The 17,520-nt window shown below is 67.7% G+C and carries 16 protein-coding genes and 1 tRNA gene; 13 read left to right on the forward strand and 4 right to left on the reverse strand.

Annotated features, from left to right (window positions below; genetic code table 11):
• Positions 1-2: 2 nt before the first annotated feature.
• From FDN03_RS01995 to FDN03_RS02005, 3 genes are all read left to right on the forward strand, one after another.
• Positions 3-1,451 (forward strand): S8 family serine peptidase, encoded by a 1,449-nt coding sequence (locus FDN03_RS01995; protein ID WP_138173656.1) that lies wholly within the window; start codon positions 3-5, stop codon positions 1,449-1,451.
• Between the two features lie 257 nt (positions 1,452-1,708).
• Positions 1,709-3,076 carry an NAD(P)/FAD-dependent oxidoreductase gene (locus tag FDN03_RS02000; protein ID WP_138173588.1) on the forward strand — a complete coding sequence of 456 codons (1,368 nt, stop codon included), beginning with the start codon at positions 1,709-1,711 and terminating at the stop codon, positions 3,074-3,076.
• Between the two features lie 139 nt (positions 3,077-3,215).
• Positions 3,216-3,300: transfer RNA gene (locus FDN03_RS02005), tRNA-Leu, on the forward strand.
• Between the two features lie 162 nt (positions 3,301-3,462).
• Here the strand turns inward: FDN03_RS02005 and FDN03_RS02010 are convergent.
• Complete coding sequence (locus FDN03_RS02010; protein ID WP_138173590.1) at positions 3,463-4,110, reverse strand: hypothetical protein; 648 nt, start codon at positions 4,108-4,110, stop codon at positions 3,463-3,465.
• 327 nt (positions 4,111-4,437) lie between these two features.
• Between FDN03_RS02010 and FDN03_RS02015 the strand changes: the two genes are divergently transcribed.
• From FDN03_RS02015 to ilvA, 3 genes are all read left to right on the forward strand, one after another.
• Entirely contained in the window at positions 4,438-5,250 is an 813-nt protein-coding gene (locus FDN03_RS02015) for a Bax inhibitor-1/YccA family protein (protein WP_138173592.1), read from the forward strand.
• Between the two features lie 247 nt (positions 5,251-5,497).
• A complete protein-coding gene (locus tag FDN03_RS02020; protein WP_249354219.1) occupies positions 5,498-6,697 on the forward strand; it encodes an AI-2E family transporter in 1,200 nt (399 codons plus the stop codon).
• Positions 6,694-7,965 (forward strand): threonine ammonia-lyase, encoded by a 1,272-nt coding sequence (gene ilvA / locus FDN03_RS02025; RefSeq protein WP_138173596.1) that lies wholly within the window; start codon positions 6,694-6,696, stop codon positions 7,963-7,965. The genes FDN03_RS02020 and ilvA overlap by 4 nt, the downstream gene beginning before the upstream one ends.
• A gap of 151 nt (positions 7,966-8,116) precedes the next feature.
• On the opposite strand, the gene greA is transcribed toward ilvA, so the two are convergent.
• Positions 8,117-8,605, reverse strand: coding sequence for a transcription elongation factor GreA (gene greA, locus FDN03_RS02030; protein ID WP_054821828.1), 489 nt, complete (start codon positions 8,603-8,605; stop codon positions 8,117-8,119).
• A gap of 344 nt (positions 8,606-8,949) precedes the next feature.
• Entirely contained in the window at positions 8,950-9,342 is a 393-nt protein-coding gene (locus FDN03_RS02035) for a DUF4307 domain-containing protein (protein WP_171021095.1), read from the reverse strand.
• A gap of 210 nt (positions 9,343-9,552) precedes the next feature.
• Between FDN03_RS02035 and mca the strand changes: the two genes are divergently transcribed.
• From mca to FDN03_RS02065, 6 genes are all read left to right on the forward strand, one after another.
• Positions 9,553-10,446 carry a mycothiol conjugate amidase Mca gene (gene mca / locus FDN03_RS02040; protein WP_138173658.1) on the forward strand — a complete coding sequence of 298 codons (894 nt, stop codon included), beginning with the start codon at positions 9,553-9,555 and terminating at the stop codon, positions 10,444-10,446.
• A gap of 62 nt (positions 10,447-10,508) precedes the next feature.
• Complete coding sequence (locus tag FDN03_RS02045) at positions 10,509-10,790, forward strand: hypothetical protein (RefSeq protein WP_138173600.1); 282 nt, start codon at positions 10,509-10,511, stop codon at positions 10,788-10,790.
• A 60-nt stretch (positions 10,791-10,850) separates the two neighbouring features.
• Complete coding sequence (locus tag FDN03_RS16700; RefSeq protein ID WP_249354212.1) at positions 10,851-11,129, forward strand: hypothetical protein; 279 nt, start codon at positions 10,851-10,853, stop codon at positions 11,127-11,129.
• Between the two features lie 102 nt (positions 11,130-11,231).
• Entirely contained in the window at positions 11,232-13,391 is a 2,160-nt protein-coding gene (locus tag FDN03_RS16905) for a DUF255 domain-containing protein (protein ID WP_138173602.1), read from the forward strand.
• A gap of 127 nt (positions 13,392-13,518) precedes the next feature.
• Entirely contained in the window at positions 13,519-14,310 is a 792-nt protein-coding gene (locus FDN03_RS02060) for an isoprenyl transferase (protein ID WP_138173604.1), read from the forward strand.
• Between the two features lie 350 nt (positions 14,311-14,660).
• Complete coding sequence (locus tag FDN03_RS02065; protein WP_249354215.1) at positions 14,661-15,974, forward strand: PhoH family protein; 1,314 nt, start codon at positions 14,661-14,663, stop codon at positions 15,972-15,974.
• On the opposite strand, the gene FDN03_RS02070 is transcribed toward FDN03_RS02065, so the two are convergent.
• Positions 15,971-16,810 carry a hypothetical protein gene (locus tag FDN03_RS02070; protein ID WP_138173608.1) on the reverse strand — a complete coding sequence of 280 codons (840 nt, stop codon included), beginning with the start codon at positions 16,808-16,810 and terminating at the stop codon, positions 15,971-15,973. The two genes, FDN03_RS02065 and FDN03_RS02070, sit on opposite strands and share 4 nt — an antisense overlap.
• 153 nt (positions 16,811-16,963) lie before the next feature.
• On the opposite strand from FDN03_RS02070, the gene FDN03_RS02075 reads away from it, so the two are divergent.
• Entirely contained in the window at positions 16,964-17,518 is a 555-nt protein-coding gene (locus FDN03_RS02075) for a prepilin peptidase (protein ID WP_171021096.1), read from the forward strand.
• Positions 17,519-17,520 lie beyond the last annotated feature (2 nt).

A 17,520-nucleotide genomic window follows, 5' to 3' on the forward strand; every position in this document is an offset into this window, starting at 1 on the left:
CCATGAGCCTGGCGCTCGTGCTGGGAGTGGGTGGCAACCTGCTGCTGGCACCCAGCGCCCACGCCGACAGCATCCGCGAGGCCGAGTACTGGCTGGACTCGCTGGGCATCAAGGATGCCCACAAGGACGCCAAGGGCCAGGGGGTGAAGGTCGCGGTGATCGACACCGGCATCGACACCTCACACCCCGACCTGCGCGGTGCCGTCACCGGCGGCACCGACGTCTCCGGATCCGGCGGACCGACCGGCAACACCCCGATTGGGGCGCGCAGCGAGCACGGGACCCTGGTGGCCACCCTGCTGGCCGGACGCGGGAACAACAAGGCCGAGATCGATCGGGTCAAGGCCGAGAACGAGAAGCTGAAGACCGCGTGGGAGAAGGCCAAGAAGCACGCGGAAGAGGAAGACGAGGACGTTCCGGAGGAACCGGAGTACGAGACCGTGCCCAAGCCCTCCGGCGGGCCGGACGGCGTGCTGGGGGTGGCCCCGGCCGCAGAGCTGATGTCCGTCTCGTTGTGGATGGGCGGGCAGAACCCGGCCGGGATCCCGGTCGAGGAACAGATCCCGCGCGCGGTGCGCTGGGCCGTGGACAACGGGGCGAAGGTCATCAACATGTCCTTGGGCTCCACCAGCCCGGCCTGGCCCGAAAGCTGGGATTCGGCGTTCAAGTACGCCGAGGACCACGACGTGGTGGTCGTGGCCGCCGCCGGGAACCGTTCCGGCGGGATGAGCCAGGTTGGCGCGCCGGCCACCATCCCCGGGGTGCTGACCGTGGCCGGGGTCGACGAGTCGGGCAAGGCCTCGAAGGACTCCTCCACCGAGGGCATCTCGATCGGGGTGGCCGCCCCGGCCGAGCCGCTGGTCGGCGGCATGCCCGGCGGTGACTATGCCCGCTGGTCCGGCACCTCCGGCGCCGCGCCGATCGTCTCCGGCGTGGTGGCGTTGATCCGCTCCAAGTACCCGCAGATGAAGGCGCCACAGGTCATCAACCGGATCCTGAAGACCGCCAAGGACGCCGGCGCCCCCGGGGTGGACAACCTCTACGGCTACGGGATCATGGACGCGAAGGCGGCCCTGACCGCCGACGTCGCCGAGACCAGCACGAACCCGCTGGGCACCATCGCCGAATGGATCCACGTGCACCGCCGGGACACCGACGCCGGAGCGCAGGACACCAGGGAACCGGGCATCTCCATGGAGAAGTCCGACCTGAAGCAGGTCGCCGCCCCGCAGCCGGTCGCCCCGCCGCAGGAGGCGCCGCTGCTGCAGCCGGCGCTCGTGATCGGCGCGGGGGTGCTGCTGGTGCTGGCCCTGGGCCTGGGCGGCTGGCAGGTGGCCGCGGCCAACCGGCGCTACCAGCGCTCGAAGCAGATCGACGACGCGGCACTGAGCGACCTCAAGGTTGGCCGGGCCCCGGGCAGCCGGGACCTGTTTGACGACGTGCCTGAATAGCCTTGCGGCAGCCCGTCCGGGCTTTGCGGACGGGGGCAGCGATCCGGGAGACCGGCGCGCTGCCCCCGTTGCTGTTTCCGCGGTTCTAGACAGCAGGGCCGCCCCCAATCAGTGAGTTGGATCCGGGCCCGCCGCCGGGCCCTGCCCAGGACTGGACCGCCAAGGGCGAACCGGTCACAACACCGGGTGGCCAATCTCCCTCCCAATGGTTAGTGAATGTTTTCACTAACCTGGTTTTTCCGCGTAGAATCGGCCATATGTCAATCATCGAAAGCTCCCAGAAGCGTCCACGCATTCTCGTTGTCGGCGGCGGCTATGTCGGTCTGTACGTCGCGAAGAAGCTCCAGAAGAAGGTCAAGGCCCACGGCGGCATCGTGACCGTGGTGGACCCCAACCCCTACATGACTTACCTTCCGTTCCTGCCCGAGGTGGCCGGCGGCGGCATCGAACCACGCCACATCGTGGTCTCGCACCGCCAGCACCTGAAGGACTCCGAACTGATCAACGGTCGGGTCACCAGCATCGACCACGCCAGCAAGAAGGCCGTCATCGACCCGGTCAACGGTGAAAGCTTCGAACTGGAATACACCGACGTGGTGATGAGCGCCGGTTCGGTCACCCGTACCTTCCCCATCCCGGGCCTGGCCGAAGAGGGCATCGGGCTGAAGACCATCGAGGAAGCCACCGCGCTGCGCAACCAGGTTTCCGAGCGCATCGAATCGGCCTCCAACATGACCGACCCGGCCCAGCGCAAGCGTGCGCTGACCTTCGTGGTCGTCGGCGGCGGCTTCGCCGGCATCGAGACGATCACCGAAATCGAGGACATGGCCCGCTACGCCATCTCCCTGAACGACCGCATCGGCCAGGACGAAGCCCGCTTCGTGCTGATCGAGGCCATGGGCCGCATCATGCCCGAGGTCACCGAGGACCAGGCCGTCTGGGTTGTCGAGCACCTGCGCAGCCGCGGCATCGAGGTGCTGCTGAACACCTCGCTGGCCGACGCCACCGATGGCACCTTGAAGCTGATCAACATGGGCGACAAGTCCCCGGCCGGCGAATTCGACGCCGACACCCTGATCTGGTGCGCCGGCGTGATGGCCAACCCGATGGTTCGCTCCACCGACTTCCAGATCGAACAGCGCGGCCGCATCGAGACCCGCACCGACCTGCGCATCAAGGACGCCAACGGCGACCCGGTGGAGGGCGCCTGGGCGGCCGGCGACGTCTCGGCCGTGCCGGATGTGACCGGCGGGCTGCCCGACGGCACCTGCGTGCCCAACGCGCAGCACGCCGTGCGCCAGGCCAAGCTGTTGGCCAAGAACCTGTACGCCGCCCGCTACGGCGTGGGCACCATCAAGGAGTACAAGCACAAGAACCTGGGTGCCGTTGCCGGTTTCGGCCGCAACAAGGGCGTGGCCCGCATCAAGTCGATCAAGCTGCGCGGCTGGCTGGCCTGGATGGCGCACCGCGGCTACCACGGCATGGCCATGCCGACCTTCGAGCGCAAGTTCCGCGTGCTCGGCGACTGGATGGTTGCCCTGTTCTTCAACCGCGATTCGCTGCAGCTGAACAACATGCAGAATCCGCGCAAGGCCTTCGAGGAGTCGGCCAAGCCGAAGAAGTAGCCTGCCGGCCGTAGAAGGCTGCATCAAGCGATGATTGACCCGACGGTGGGCCGACGCCACAGGCGCCGGCCCACCGATCCTTGCCGTTCCGGCGAAATTTCAGAAAATGGGAAAACATCGCGTAGGATTTTTCAAGCTGGCCCCTATGGTGGAATTGGCATACACGGCTGACTTAAAATCAGCTGCCGCAAGGCTTGTGGGTTCGAGTCCCACTGGGGGCACCAAAAGATACGCCGCTACATCCCCGGTTTTCGCGGGGCGGTAGCGGCGTTGTTGTTTTCTGTGGTAGGTTCGGGGGCGTGCCGGTGCACGCTGCCAGGTACTTCGATCCGGCATCCGGGCGCCGCAGCCCGAGCCTCTGCGGCCGGGGCTGTGTTGGTGGTGGGCTAGATGTCCTGCGCCTTGGCCCATGTCGTCCTGTCATAGTGGGCCCGGTGTTGACCGTTGCCGGTGGCCACCTCAACGGGCTTCAGCTCAGGGTTGGCAGGTGCCAGGTTTTCCATGAAATCCCGCGCAATGTCCTCAAGGATCGCACTTGCCGCTGGTCCCGGCCACGCGGCGAAGACCGCAGCGTCCTCCACGCGAATCCGCAGCGTTCCAGGCTCACCTGCGGACCAGGAGTCAACGAAATAGTGCGGGATGGTGATCGCATCAGGGCACCGGGCCCGGTGAGCCTCGAGCCACTGCCGGCCCATCCGGTTCGCCCAGCGTTGCGGATCCGTAGCCGCCTGCGGGACCTGCCAGGCAATGCACTGCTTGTCCCACGCGGCCTCGGGCCGTCCCTCGGCCAGCGCCCGGGAACGAGCTCGCTCCAGCTCGCTCGCGGTCTGTGGCACCGCCGATGCGGGGGCCGAAGCCGCGGCGGTGTTGCGTGTGGGGACAATGGGGGTCCCGGCGTTCGCCTCGGCGGTGAGCGCGGGATCGTTGCGCAGGAATTCGTCGGACATGGCGCTTGTTATCAATAGCAGGAGGATCGCGGTCAGCGACGCAAGGACGGCGATGTTTCCTGCGATGCGCTTGACGCGACGAGACAAGGAACCCTCCAACCAATGACGTACCGGCTGCTCACGGGTCCCTGCCGACCGGCGGCTGGCAATCGCGCGGCACGAGGAAGTGATCCACCCACCACGACGCCGCTGCCAGCGGATTTGCGAGCCAGCCGGTGAGAACGCGTGAGCCTGTGAATCCATTATGTGGCACCTGCAAGTGAACTGCCATTTCGGGGTTCCGATGGTGATCTCATCCGTAGGAATGAGCGCCGGGAACACGAACTGACGTAGTCTTAAAGCAACTGTCGTTAAGTAGCAACGAGGCATCCTCGCCGACGCTTCGCGACTTGACCTAATTGAGGGGAAAAGACCTTGAACGGAAACCCGATCTTCGACTCCAAGAACCAGGCCCAGGCCTGGGGCACCAAGCAGTCCCAGAATCCTGTGGGCTTCCAGAACGCTCCGCAGATGAGCGCCAGCCAGCTGGAGGATATGTACCGCCAGCCATCGGCCACCGGTGCCGATACCGGCCGGATGACCATCGGCGATGTCATTAACAAGACCATCCTGACCCTGGCCCTGGTGGCCGTGGGTGCTGGCATCGGCTGGATGTTCCCGGCCCTGATGCTTGTTGGCGCGATCGTCGGGCTGGTGCTCGGCCTGGTCAACGCCTTCAAGAAGATGCCCTCCCCGCCGCTGATCCTGGCCTACGCGCTGGCAGAGGGTCTGTTCCTGGGTGGCCTCTCGCAGGCCCTGAACTCGCTCTACCCGGGCGTGGCCGTGCAGGCGCTGGTCGCCTCCATTGCCGTGGCCGCCACCACCCTGGCGCTGTACCGTTCGGGCAAGTACCGGATGACCCCGAAGCTGAACAAGATGTTCTTCGTCGCGATGATCGGCATGCTGGTCTTCTCGCTGCTGAACTTCGTGCTGATGCTCACCGGCGCGGTTGATGGAATGTTCGGCCTGCGCAGCGCCGGCGGCGGCATGCTGGGCCTGGCCATTGGCGTGCTGGCGGTGCTGCTGGCGACCTACGCCCTGGTCTCGGACTTCACCATGATCGAGGACCTGTCCAACCGCGGTGCCCCGGCCATCATGGCCTGGCGCGGTGCGTTCGGACTGACCATGACCCTCATCTGGATGTACGTGGAGATCCTGCGCATTCTGTCTATTCTGCGCGAACAGTAATAATCATATTGAGCGCTCAAACCGGAAGTGGTATCAGATTTGGATACCGCTTCCGGTTTTTTGTCACAATCGGTTCATAGACCACGGAAGCCGTGAAACGAAAGGGTAGCTTAGAGCCATGAAGAGCAGGATGTTTTCGTGGGCGCGCCGTTTGAGGGTGGCTCCACCGTCCGCTCCTACCTCCGCCATTGAGGAATTGGCGCCGGGACCGGCGGCCTTCCGTGATGGTGAGGACCTGCCCTACGGCATGCGCATCGCCGCGTCCTGGGCGTGGCGGTTCCTGGTCGTGGTGCTCGCCGTCGGCGTGGTCATCTGGCTGCTGTCGAAGATTTCGCTGCTGCTGATCCCGTTGATGGTCGCCGCGCTGCTCACTGGCCTGCTCGGGCCGGTGGTTGAGTTCATGCACGGCCGTCTGGCCGTGCCGCGGGGGCTGGCGGTGGGCATCACCGTGATCGGCTTCCTGGCGGTGATCACCGCCGGGCTGACGATGGTCGGCCAGCGGCTGAGCACCGGGTTCAGCGCCCTGTGGAATCAGGCCGTCATCGGCATCTACCAGGTGCAGGACTGGCTGTTCAACGGGCCGCTGCAGCTGAGCAACGACGACCTGGCCAATGTGGTCAACGACGCGCTGCTGCAGCTGCGTTCGAACGCCTCAAACATCCTGAGCGAGGCGCTGAGCTGGGGATCGGTGCTGGGCCAGATCCTGACCGGGATCCTGCTGGCGATCTTCGCGCTGATCTTCCTGCTGTTGGACGGGCGCAAGATCGGCACGTTCATGATCAACCTGCTGCCGCGCCGGGCCCGCCCGGCCATGGACGGGGCGGCGACCCGCGGGTGGAACTCGATGATCCGCTACGTGCGGGTCCAGGTGCTGGTGGCGTTCATTGACGCGGTCGGCATCGGCTTCGGGGCCTTCTTCCTGGGCGTTCCGCTGGCCCTGCCGCTGGGCGTGCTGGTGTTCCTGGGCTCGTTCATCCCGATTCTCGGCGCGCTGTTCACCGGCGCCGTCGCGGTGCTGCTGGCCCTGGTGGCCAACGGCTGGGTGAACGCGCTGATCATGCTGGCCGTGGTGCTGGCGGTGCAGCAGGCCGAGTCCAACATTCTGCAGCCGCTGATCATGGGCAAGGCCGTGAGCCTGCACCCGCTGGCCGTGGTGATGGCCGTGGCCGGAGGCACCATGGTGGCGCAGATCCCCGGGGCGCTGTTCGCGGTGCCGCTGATGGCGGTGCTGAACTCGATGGTCAAGTACATCGCCCACCGGTCGTGGGAGCACGACCCGTTCGTGACCGAACACTACGGGCCGCAGCAACCCGCGCCCCGGCCGACGGAACCCGAACGTGAACCCACCGCAGGCATCGGCTCTTCAGACACCGCAGCCCCCCTCCCGGCCGTGCAGCCGCCGCCCGGGGAACGGAATGAACCCGAACCGAACGAGGACCAACCGTGAGTACAGTGCAACAGCTACCCGTCACCCTGGAGGACATCGAGGCCGCCCGCAAGGTGCTGGCCCCGATCATTTCGCTGACCCCGGTGGAACACTCCCGGATGCTTTCCCGCCAGGTCGGCTCGGAGGTCTACCTCAAGTGCGAGAACATGCAGCGCGCCGGCTCCTTCAAGGTGCGTGGGGCGTATGTGCGCATGAGCAAGCTCAGCGACGCCGAGAAGGCGCGCGGCGTGGTGGCGGCCTCGGCCGGCAACCACGCCCAGGGGGTGGCCCAGGCCGCCAGCCACCTGGGCATCAAGGCGCGAATCTACATGCCGGTGGGGGTGGCGCTGCCCAAGCTGACCGCCACCCGCGACCACGGGGCCGATGTGGTGCTGCACGGCACCACCGTCGATGAGGCGCTGGCCGAGGCGCAGCGCTACGCCGATGAGACCGGGGCGGTATTCGTGCACCCCTTCGACCACCCCGACATCATCGCCGGGCAGGGGACCATTGGGCTGGAGCTGCTGGAGCAGCTGCCGGAGGTGGACACCGTGCTGATGGGCGTGGGCGGCGGCGGGTTGCTGGCCGGGGTGGCGGTGGCGCTGAAGGAAAAGGCGCGCCAGCTGGGCCGGCAGATCAAGGTGATCGGGGTGCAGGCGGAGAATGCGGCCGCCTACCCTCCCTCGCTGGCCGCCGACGCGCTGGTGCCACTGGACACGGTGCACACCATCGCCGACGGCATCGCGGTGGGCCGCCCCGGGCAGCTGCCTTTCCAGATCGTCAAGGCGCTGGTCGATGACGTGGTCACCGTCTCCGAGGATGCGCTGGCCCAGGCGCTGGTGGTGCTGCTGGAGCGCAACAAGCTGGTGGTGGAGCCGGCCGGCGCGGTCGGGGTGGCGGCGCTGATGGAAAACCTGCTGGCCAAGCACGGCATTGAATCAAAGAACTGCGCGGTGATCCTCTCCGGGGGAAACATCGACCCGCTGCTGATGCTCAAGGTGATCCAGCGCGGCCTGGCCGCCGGTGGCCGCTACCTGACCATCCGGATGATGCTGCCCGACCGCCCCGGCGCATTGGCCAGCATCTCGCGGATCATCGCCGAATCCGATGCGAACGTCACCCGGCTGGACCACACCCGCATCGGCGGGGCGCTGTCCATGGGGGACGTGGCAATCACCATCGACATGGAAACCCGCGGCCACGAGCACTCGGAGATGGTGCTGAACAACCTGCGCGCCGAGGGCTTCGAACCGGTGATAACCAGTTCGGCCGGCGGCTCGGTGGCCTAGCCACGCCCGGACGCCGGAGCTTGCCACAGCGGCAAGCCGGCTCAAAGACCGCACCCCCGGGCCCGCGCCGAAGCGCAGGCACCGGGGGTGCGGCTTGTTTTCGCGGGGCGGGGCCGGGACCGTGGTCCTGGGCCTCGCTGCCCTTGCGTGGCTAGAAGGGCTTGGCGGAGACAATCTCCACGGCGATGTCACGGCCGTTGGGGGCCAGGTAGCTGAGCTTGTCGCCAACCTTGGCACCATGGATGGCCTGCCCGATGGGGGACTGCTCCGAGTAAACTTCCAGTTCGCTGTCGCCAGCGACCTCGCGGCTGCCGAACAGGAAGGTGGTCTCATCGCCGGCGATCTTGGCGACCACCAGCATGCCCGGCTCAACCACGCCGTCATCGGCGGGAGGCTCCCCGACATGGGCGCGACGCAGCAGGTCGGTCAGGTACACGATGCGGGCCTCGGCCTTGCCCTGCTCCTCGCGGGCGGCGTGGTATCCGCCATTTTCCTTCAAATCGCCCTCGGACCGGGCCTGCTCGATGCGGGCGACGATCTCAGCACGCCCCGGGCCGGAGAGGTAATCCAGTTCCTCTTTCAGGCGGTCGTAGGCTTCCTGAGTCAGCCACACGACAGGTTCGCTACTGTTGGTGCTCACGTTGTACTCCCTCATGATCAGTGAAAGACTTCGCCCTGCCGGCGCTCCACCCGGTAGGGGAGAACACCGACGGCGTCCACCGCATGCACGGAAGGACGCCGGGCGAAGTCTGTGTTGTTACGTTTCTGCCGGCTCGACGCCAGGGGCGCCACAAGCAAAAGACCCCGCAGACGCAATGGAGCGAACCAGCGTGGTCCACTCCCTGGGCCGTTGCGGGGCGAATCGTACTTTCATCGATGATAGTCGTGATCGGGCAATAAACCCAATAGATCGACTGCCGTGCAAGAAACTTTCAGGAAATGTTACCGCCCCTAAAACCCCCTGGAACCGGGGCCCGGGCGGCGCTAGAAGTCCTTGGGCACCTTGTAGCAGTCCTCGATGCCGGCGGTGGTGGCCAGGTTGTCCGTACGCAGCGGAACGTCGAGCTTCAGCTGCACGTGGCGCGGGTTCTCCTCGGCCTCCAGGACCACGGTCTTGAACCCGACCACCGCGTAGCTGTCGTTCATCGCCCGCACTTCGCACTGCACCCGGTTCTTCGAGTCGTAGGAGACCTCCACGGTGGCCACGGCCTGGGTGGGTGAGATGATCTCAAAGCCCACGTCCTGGGAGGAGATCGGGGTGAAGTTGTTGATCCCGGCGTATGCCGCACCCACCACGCCCACGCCCAGGGCCCCGGCAATCAGCCAATTGCGGGTCTTGGGCGACAGTCGTTTCTTGGGTGTGTGGTAACGACCCATTAAGCTGGGATCAGACATGCAGCGCCTCTTGGTACTCTCTCAACAATCCGAATGGGACCAGTCTCCAGTCTACTGGCCAACGCGCGGAAGGAATATTCCGCGGCCGGTGAGAGTTGTCATGACGGGGTGCCGCGCCGGGCTTCGCCCCGGCCCGAGGCACCAGAGAACGCAAAAGGAAAGAGCTTAGTGGAGAGTCACGACGTGAAGAAGATGGCCCCGTCCCAGGGACTGCGGCTGCTGGCAGTCCATGCCCACCCCGATGACGAGTCCTCCAAGGGCGCGGCCACCATGGCCGCCTATGTCGACGCCGGCGCCGAGGTGATGGTGGTGACCTGCACCGGCGGTGAACGCGGGGACATCCTCAATGCCGCTGCCGGGGAGCTGGCCCACGCCCACCGCGACCTGCCCGGGGTGCGCCGCGGGGAGATGGCCGAGGCCGCCGCCGTGCTGGGCATCGAACACCGCTGGCTGGGCTACGTGGATTCGGGGCTGCCCGAGGGCGACCCGGTGCCCGAACTGCCCTTCGGCGCGTTCGCGCTGCAGCCGGTGGAGGTTGCCGCGGCCGGGCTGATCAAGCTGATCCGCGAATTCCGTCCCCACGTGATCACCACCTACGACGAAAACGGCGGCTACCCGCACCCGGATCACATCCACTCCCACCGGGTGGCGCTGTTTGCCTTTGAGCACGCCAACAACCCGGACATGTACCCGGAACTGGGGCAGCCGTGGGAGGTGCGCAAGCTGTACTACGACCGCGCCTTTGCCCCCGAGCGCTTCCGCACCCTGCACTACGCCATGCTCGACGCCGGCTACGACTCGCCCTACACCGAACGGGTGCAGCGCTGGGAGGAGGACCAGCAGGACCAGATGTTCAGCTGGGTCTCCCCGCACACCACGACCACCCAGGTGTACTGCGCCGACTACTTCACCAAGCGTGACCAGGCGCTTTTGGCCCACCGCACGCAGATCGACCCTGAGGGCTTCTTCTTCGCCGTGCCCGAGTACCTCTATGCCGAACACTGGCCGTGGGAGGACTACACGCTGATCACCTCCAAGGTGCCCACCGAATTGCCTGAGTCCGACCTGTTCGCCGGGCTCAGATAGCGGCCCGCCACGCTAAGATAGTAGTAGGGCACTAACGCTGTAGAAATGAGTTGTACTAACCCGTGAACCATCTGACCTTGCTGTTGGCCAGCGCACCGGCCAACGAGTCGACCTCCAGTTACAACGCGGTCAGCCAGACCGGGCCGGGCTTCCTTGGCTTCGTGTTCACCGCGCTGATGGTGATCGCCGCGATCTTCCTGATCCGCGACATGATCCGCCGGGTGCGCCGCGTGCGCTACACCTCCGAAGCCGAATCCCGCCAGCAGCGCCTGGTGGCCCGCGGGGAATCGCAGCCGCTGCAGAAGCCCGCCGGGAAGATCGACCCGAAAACCCGGGAAAAGTGATCTGACCCCAACCAGCGATCCGGTCACCGGGCGGCGGGCTTCGGCCCGCCCCCGGTGATCGTGCATTTAACGCCACCGGCGACCCGGGACGGTGGCGCCGGAACATTCCAGGGATCGCAGAACGGGGCGGGGAGGAACAACCTGAAACAGGTGCTGCTGTGGCTGCTGGCCGCGGCGGCGGTGGCCCTGGGCATCGCCGCGTTCATCTACGGCGGCTTTGACGATTCACCGGGGCTGCAGGGACTCGGTGCCCTGCTGGTACTCGGCACGCTGATCTGGCTGGCGCGCCGCCGACGCCGTTCCCGTGCGGGCGTCGGGCCCGGAGGCGACGAGCCCTGAGCCGACCGCCCCGGAGACGACGGTGGGTGCGGCGGGCTGGGTGAACCCTGGTGGCTGGCGCCCAACCCCCTGCGGCCGGCCCGCCGGCGGTAGCATGCCGGTATGGCCAATCGACTAGAGCACGCATCCAGCCGCTACCTCAGGCAGCACGCCCACCAGCTGGTGGACTGGTGGTCCTACTCGGCCGAGCCCTTCGCCGAAGCCCGGCGCCGGGACCGCCCGGTGATGCTCTCCATCGGGTACGCCGCCTGCCACTGGTGCCACGTCATGTCCCGCGAGTCCTTCGACGACCCGCAGGTTGCCGCCTACCTGAACGAACATTTCGTCTCAATCAAGGTCGACCGGGAACAGCATCCGCTGGTCGATGACACCTACATGCTCGCCACCCAGGCCCTGACCGGGGCCGGCGGCTGGCCAATGACCGTGTTCACGCTGCCCGACGGGCGCACCTTCCACGCCGGAACCTACTTCCCGCCCAGGCAGCGCGGCCGGGTGCCCTCCTTCATGCAGGTGCTCACCGCCGTCACCGAGGCCTACACCCAGCGCCGTGAGGGGGTCGAGCAGCAGGCCGCGGCGCTGGCCGAGCACCTGGTGGAACTCAGCCGCGGACAACACCAGATGATGAAGTTCTCCGCCGATCCCGCCACGGTCCAGGACGGGAACCAGGCCGAGGGGCAAGCCCTGGATGTTGCGGTGCACCAGTGGATCGAGACCACCCGCAGCGAGGGCGGGTTCACCCCCGCCCCCAAATTCCCGCCCACCCAGTCACTGGTGGTGCTCTGGCAGCAGGTGCTCACCCACCCCGAGCCGGGCCCGCTGTTCGACGCGGCCGCCACCACCACCGAGGCGATCGTGCTCGGCGGTTTGCAGGACCACGTGGGGGGAGGCTTCGCCCGCTACTGCGTGGATGAGCATTGGGCGGTACCGCACTTTGAGAAGATGCTCTACGACAACGCACAGCTGCTGCGGCTGCTGGGGCTGTGCCAGCTGGCCTGCACCCAGCTGGCGGCCACCGGCACGGACCCCGCCCGGACCCAGCGCGCGACAGCGCTGGCCGAGGCCTGCACCCGCGCCGCCGCCGGCACCGCCACCTGGCTGCGGGATTCGATGCTCACCGGGCAGAGCGGGGACCGGCACCGGGCCCTGGCCGCCTCCCGGGACGCGGACTCGCTGCGCGACGGGCAGCACGTCGAGGGCGGGGCCTACACGCTGACCCGCGAGGAGTTCGACCAGGCAGCCGCCGGCCTGGACAGTCCGCTGCCCGAAGACCTGATCCGGTTGGCCGAGGTCGCCGAGGACCCGGGCCACTACTGCCTGTCCCTGCTACGCATGCCCCGCGGGAGCGAGCGCGAAACCTGGCAGCGGCTGCTGCAGGCGGTGCGCGAGCTGGTGGCCGAGCGCCCGGCCCCGGCCCGGGACAGCAAGGTGGTGGCCGGGTGGAACGGGCTGGCCATCGAGGCGCTGTGCCAGGCCGCGATCGTGTTTGAGAACCCGGGGCACCGGCAGCTGGCCGAACAGGTGGCCCACACGGTGTGGGAGATCCACGTTGCCGCCGCCACCGGCACCCTGGCCCGGGTGAGCTTTGAAAACCAGGCCGAGCAGGGCAACGAGGGAACCCTGGAGGATTACGCGGGGATGGCCCTGGGCTTCGCGGCCCTGGCGCTCGCCGAGCCCTCCGGCCCCTGGGCCCTGCGCCGTGACCGGCTGCTGGAACAGGCGCTGGGCTTCATCGACGAACAAGGCCTGGCCCGGGACACCCGCGAACTGGACCCGGCGCTGGCCGCCCAGCGCGGGCAGCAGCCGGCGGCCACCGCCTTGGATGACGCGGTGCCCGCCGCCTCCTCCCTGCTGGCCCGGGCGCTGCTGCTGCGCGCCCAGCACACCATGGCCGTGCCGGACCAGGACGGCGCCGGGCCTGACAACGAAGAGCGGGTGGACCGGGACATGCAGGCCGCCCAGGCCCTGGTGGGGCACAGCCCTGTGGTGGCCGCGCGCTTCCCCTCCGCGGTGGCCGGCGCGCTGGAGGTGCAGGGGCTGCTGCAGTCGCCCATCCAGTACCTTCGCATCTCCGGCGGCGAACCCCGCCAGCTTGGCGCCCTGCGCAGGCTGGCCACGGTGCTCGGCCTGCCGGTCGGGGCCGGCGACGAGCAGCAGCCGGCCGGGCCGGGCAACGCCCTGCGCATCTACCCGTGCCGGCACACCACCTGCCAGGCGCCGGTGGCCGACGCGGCCGCCCTGCTCCAGACGCTGCGCCGGGGGTAGAGGGAGAACAGGGACGGCGCGGTGGCGATGTGTGGCGGCGCGGATGCACGCCCCGGGGCCGGTAAGGCGGTAAATTTAGACACAGTGCCGCACGGCACGGCGCGCATGCCGCCAGGTTTCACGCCACATGGACAAGAGGACACGTCAGGAGGAGCAGGTGGGCCTACCGTCCCTTGCCTATCGACTCTACGAGCGCCGGCTGGCCAGGTCGCTGCCGGGGGACAAGCTGCCGCACCACATCGGTGTGATGGTCGATGGGAACCGCCGGTGGGCGAAGCTGGCCGGAAGCACCACCGCCGCCGGCCACCAGGCCGGGGCGGAGAAGATCCTGGAGTTCCTGGAATGGTGTGAGGACCTGGGCATCAAGGTCGTGACCCTGTACATGCTCTCCACCGACAACCTGAACCGGGAACCGGCCGAACTGCGTGACCTGCTGGACATCATCGGCAACCTGCTCGACGAGCTGGGACACACCAACCGGGTGCAGGTGCAGCAGGTGGGGGCCCGGGACCTGCTGCCGGCGGACCTGGCCCAGAAGCTGACCGACCTGGAGGCTGCCACCGCCAACCGCAATGGCGTGCACGTGAACGTGGCCATCGGCTACGGGGGCCGGCGCGAAATCATCGACGCGGTCAAATCGCTGCTGAACGACGCGGCCAGCCGCGGCCAGTCCCTGAAGGACGTCGCGGACAACCTGGACGTGGACTCGCTGGGCGCCTACCTGTACACCAAGGGCCAGCCGGACCCGGACCTGGTGATCCGCACCAGCGGGGAACAGCGCCTGTCCGGGTTCCTGACCTGGCAGAGCGCCTACTCGGAGTTCTACTTCTGCGAGGCCCTGTGGCCGGACTTCCGGCGGGTCGACTTCCTGCGGGCCCTGCGGGACTTCGCCGACCGGCAGCGCCGCTTCGGGGCCTGACTCGGCCCACCTTTTTTCGACCGGCCCTCACCGCCGCGAAGACCGGTCCGGCGGGCCGGGGTGGTGGCAAACCCGCGGCTGACAGCGCCATCTGCGTGAGCTTCGGGCCCAGAACCTGATCGATACCCAAAAGAAACCTGGTGTTGGCTTTTTCGACTCCCCGCCGGGGATAGGCTGGGCACACAGGCCCAGCCAGGACGGCCGGGCCGAACGAAAGGTTCGACACTGGATGGTTGCCCGCGCGTTTGACGGGGCCGCCTGCCGGCGGCCCAGCGGAATTCCGGTGCGGGCTTTTCCCACTGATGCGTGGGGAGAGCCCCCACGCTGAATTCGAGAACGGGTGGATCGTCATGGCCCAACAGACCGAACTAACCCCCAGGACCTATGTGCTGGACACCTCGGTGCTGCTCTCTGACCCGCATGCCATCTTCAACTTTGCCGAGCATCCGGTGGTGATCCCGCTGACCGTGGTCACCGAACTGGAGCATAAGCGCAAGGACCTGGAGCTGGGATACTTCGCCCGACAGGCGCTGCGGAACCTCGACGATCTGATTCAGGAGCACGGTGGACTGGGCACGGCGGTGCCGGTGGGGGAATCCGGCGGGAGCCTGCGCATCGAACTGAACAACATCGCCCAGGAAGTGCTGCCGGTGGGGATGCGCAGCACCGACAACGACAGCCGGATCCTGGCGGTGGCCAAGAACATCCTGGATGCCGGGCTTGAGGTGGCGCTGGTGACCAAGGACCTGCCGATGCGCATCAAGGCCTCGGCGATCGGCATCCACGCGGAGGTGTACCGCAGTGAACTGACCCGCTCCTCGGGCTGGAGCGGGATCCAGGAGCTGGAGCTGGACGCGCAGGCGATGGCCGAACTCTATGAATCCGAGCGGCTCGACGCCCCACCCGAGGTGGCCGACGCGCCGGTGAACACCGGGTTGGTGATCACCTCGGTGCGAGGTTCGGCGCTGGGACGCAAGGTGCACGACGGATCGATCCGGCTGGTGCGCGGGGACCGGGAGGCGTTCGGGCTGCACGGGCGCAGCGCCGAACAGCGCATCGCCCTGGACCTGCTGCTCGATGAGTCGGTGGGCATCGTCTCGCTGGGCGGGCGGGCCGGCACCGGCAAGTCGGCGCTGGCCCTGTGCGCGGGCATGGAGGCGGTGCTGGAGCGGCGCGAACACCGCAAGATCACCGTGTTCCGCCCGCTGTACGCCGTTGGCGGTCAGGAGCTGGGTTACCTGCCCGGCTCGGAAGGGGAGAAGATGAACCCCTGGGCGCAGGCCGTGTTCGACACGCTCAGCTCGGTGGTCTCCAAGAACGTGATCGATGAGGTCGTGGAACGCGGAATGCTGGAGGTGCTGCCGCTGACCCACATCCGCGGCCGCTCGCTGCATGACACGTTCGTGATCGTGGACGAGGCGCAGTCCCTGGAACGCAATGTGCTGCTCACGGTGCTTTCGCGCATCGGGCAGCATTCCAAGGTGGTGCTCACCCACGACGTGGCCCAACGCGACAACCTGCATGTGGGCCGGCACGACGGGGTGGCGGCCGTGGTGGAGCAGCTCAAGGGCCACGACCTGTTTGGGCACGTGACCCTCACCCGCTCGGAACGCTCGGCAATCGCGGCACTGGTCACCGAGATGCTCGACGCGAAGGTGCGCTAACGCCGCTTCGGCCCGGTCCCGCCGGGATCCTGCGCCGTTCGCGGGCGCAGGGTCCAGGGCCTGGGGGCGCGCACATCGACCAGGGTTGGGGTGGGGGCGGTGAACAGCGAGTCGATGTAGTACTCGTTGTGCGCCAGCACCCGCACCCGCAGGGTGGGCGCCGGCTCACCGTCCAGCACCTCGCGGCGCAGCAGGATCCCGGTCTGCCGGTCCAACTCCACCAGGGTGCGCGTTCCGGCGGGAACCAGCGGATGGCCGGGCACCGCGGGCCGGTAGTTGTGCCCGGCGCTGAGTACCGCCGCCAGGACGGGGCGGCCCTGGGCATCGGTTGATTCACGCAGCTCGTGGATGAAGGTCGGGTGGTTGAACGCCAGCTCCAGGCTCGCCGGTTCCTCCCCGGCCAACTCATAGGGGTCCAGTACCGCCTGCAGGAACGGCAGCGGCAACAGATCCCCAAATCCCTGGATGGCCGGGCGCCGGTACACCAGGTGGTCATCCCCGAACACCGGGGTGACCAGGGACGCTGGCAACTGCCAGGAGGCCGCGGTGGCGGCCACATAGTCCAGCCCCCGGTCCTGGGTGAAGCGTTCGCGCTGGAAGACCAACTGGTCCCGGTCGTTGGAGATTGCCACCGCCTCCCGGGAACGCAGTAGCACCGTAAGTTCACCTTCCAGCCCCAGCTCTTCGCGGGTGTAGGCCGGCGGGAGGTCGACGCTCAAGCGCAGGCTGCTGGAGAGCCAGGGGGCCGAGCGCGCCAGGGCGCGCAGGTGCCGGCGGGCCGCGGAATCCGGCAGCCGGCCACCGGGAAAGTACTGATCGCGCGCTGGGGAGCTCATACACCCAGTCTAGGAGCCCCGCGCCACGGGACAAGGGCGCCGGTGGACGGGGCGGGGATTCGCACCGGGAGGGCTGGTCCCGTGCTCGGCCGGATTGTGCACAGCCCCCGGCCGGCTGCCCCGCGAATGCCGAATGCGGCCTATGCTCTGTACATGGTGGGTCTGCTGCTGGGTGAAGCGTCCCGGGCCGGGTTCGTCCCGGCCGGGGTGTCGCTGGCCGCGCTGTGGACCGACGGGCCGTGGCTGTGGATGGCCGGCGTCGCCTATGTGCTGTGCTTCCTGTATTTCGGTACTCGCTTGAGCCTGAGCGACATTGCGGTGCACCGGCTGCCGAACCGGCTGGTGGCGCGGTGGGCCGGGGCCAGCGCCGCGCTGCTGCTGCTGATCAGCGTTTTGCGTGGGAACGTTGTCGACCTGCTGTGGGCGGGACTGGGTTTGCTGCTGTTGGGCGGGGGCTACCTGCTGGTTGCGGTGCTCGGACGCGGGGCCATGGGAATGGGGGATGTGAAGCTGGCCGGCGTGCTGGGACTGAACCTGGGCTACTTTTCGCTCGGCTCCTTGCTGCTGGCTACCCTGTTCGCCTTTGTCACCGCCAGCCTGGTGGTGCTTGGCGGGATGCTGCTGCGCAAACTGAGCATGAAGTCCCATGTGCCCTTCGGCCCGTTCATGATCCTGGGTGCGGCGATCGCCCTGGGTATGACACCATGAAC

Origin of the sequence: Glutamicibacter sp. V16R2B1 (assembly GCF_005774635.1) — a bacterium.
In the GTDB taxonomy this organism is placed as follows: Bacteria; Actinomycetota; Actinomycetes; order Actinomycetales; family Micrococcaceae; genus Glutamicibacter; species Glutamicibacter creatinolyticus.

Coding starts and splice junctions, on each gene's coding strand:
- FDN03_RS01995 (WP_138173656.1), top strand. CDS start 3: ATGAGCCTGGCGCTCGTGCTGGGAGTGGGTGGCAACCTGCTGCTGGCA.
- FDN03_RS02075 (WP_171021096.1), top strand. CDS start 16,964: ATGGTGGGTCTGCTGCTGGGTGAAGCGTCCCGGGCCGGGTTCGTCCCG.
- FDN03_RS02000 (WP_138173588.1), top strand. CDS start 1,709: ATGTCAATCATCGAAAGCTCCCAGAAGCGTCCACGCATTCTCGTTGTC.
- FDN03_RS02070 (WP_138173608.1), bottom strand. CDS start 16,810: ATGAGCTCCCCAGCGCGCGATCAGTACTTTCCCGGTGGCCGGCTGCCG.
- FDN03_RS02020 (WP_249354219.1), top strand. CDS start 5,498: ATGCGCATCGCCGCGTCCTGGGCGTGGCGGTTCCTGGTCGTGGTGCTC.
- FDN03_RS02065 (WP_249354215.1), top strand. CDS start 14,661: ATGGCCCAACAGACCGAACTAACCCCCAGGACCTATGTGCTGGACACC.
- FDN03_RS02060 (WP_138173604.1), top strand. CDS start 13,519: ATGGACAAGAGGACACGTCAGGAGGAGCAGGTGGGCCTACCGTCCCTT.
- FDN03_RS02035 (WP_171021095.1), bottom strand. CDS start 9,342: ATGGGTCGTTACCACACACCCAAGAAACGACTGTCGCCCAAGACCCGC.
- mca (WP_138173658.1), top strand. CDS start 9,553: ATGGCCCCGTCCCAGGGACTGCGGCTGCTGGCAGTCCATGCCCACCCC.
- FDN03_RS16905 (WP_138173602.1), top strand. CDS start 11,232: ATGGCCAATCGACTAGAGCACGCATCCAGCCGCTACCTCAGGCAGCAC.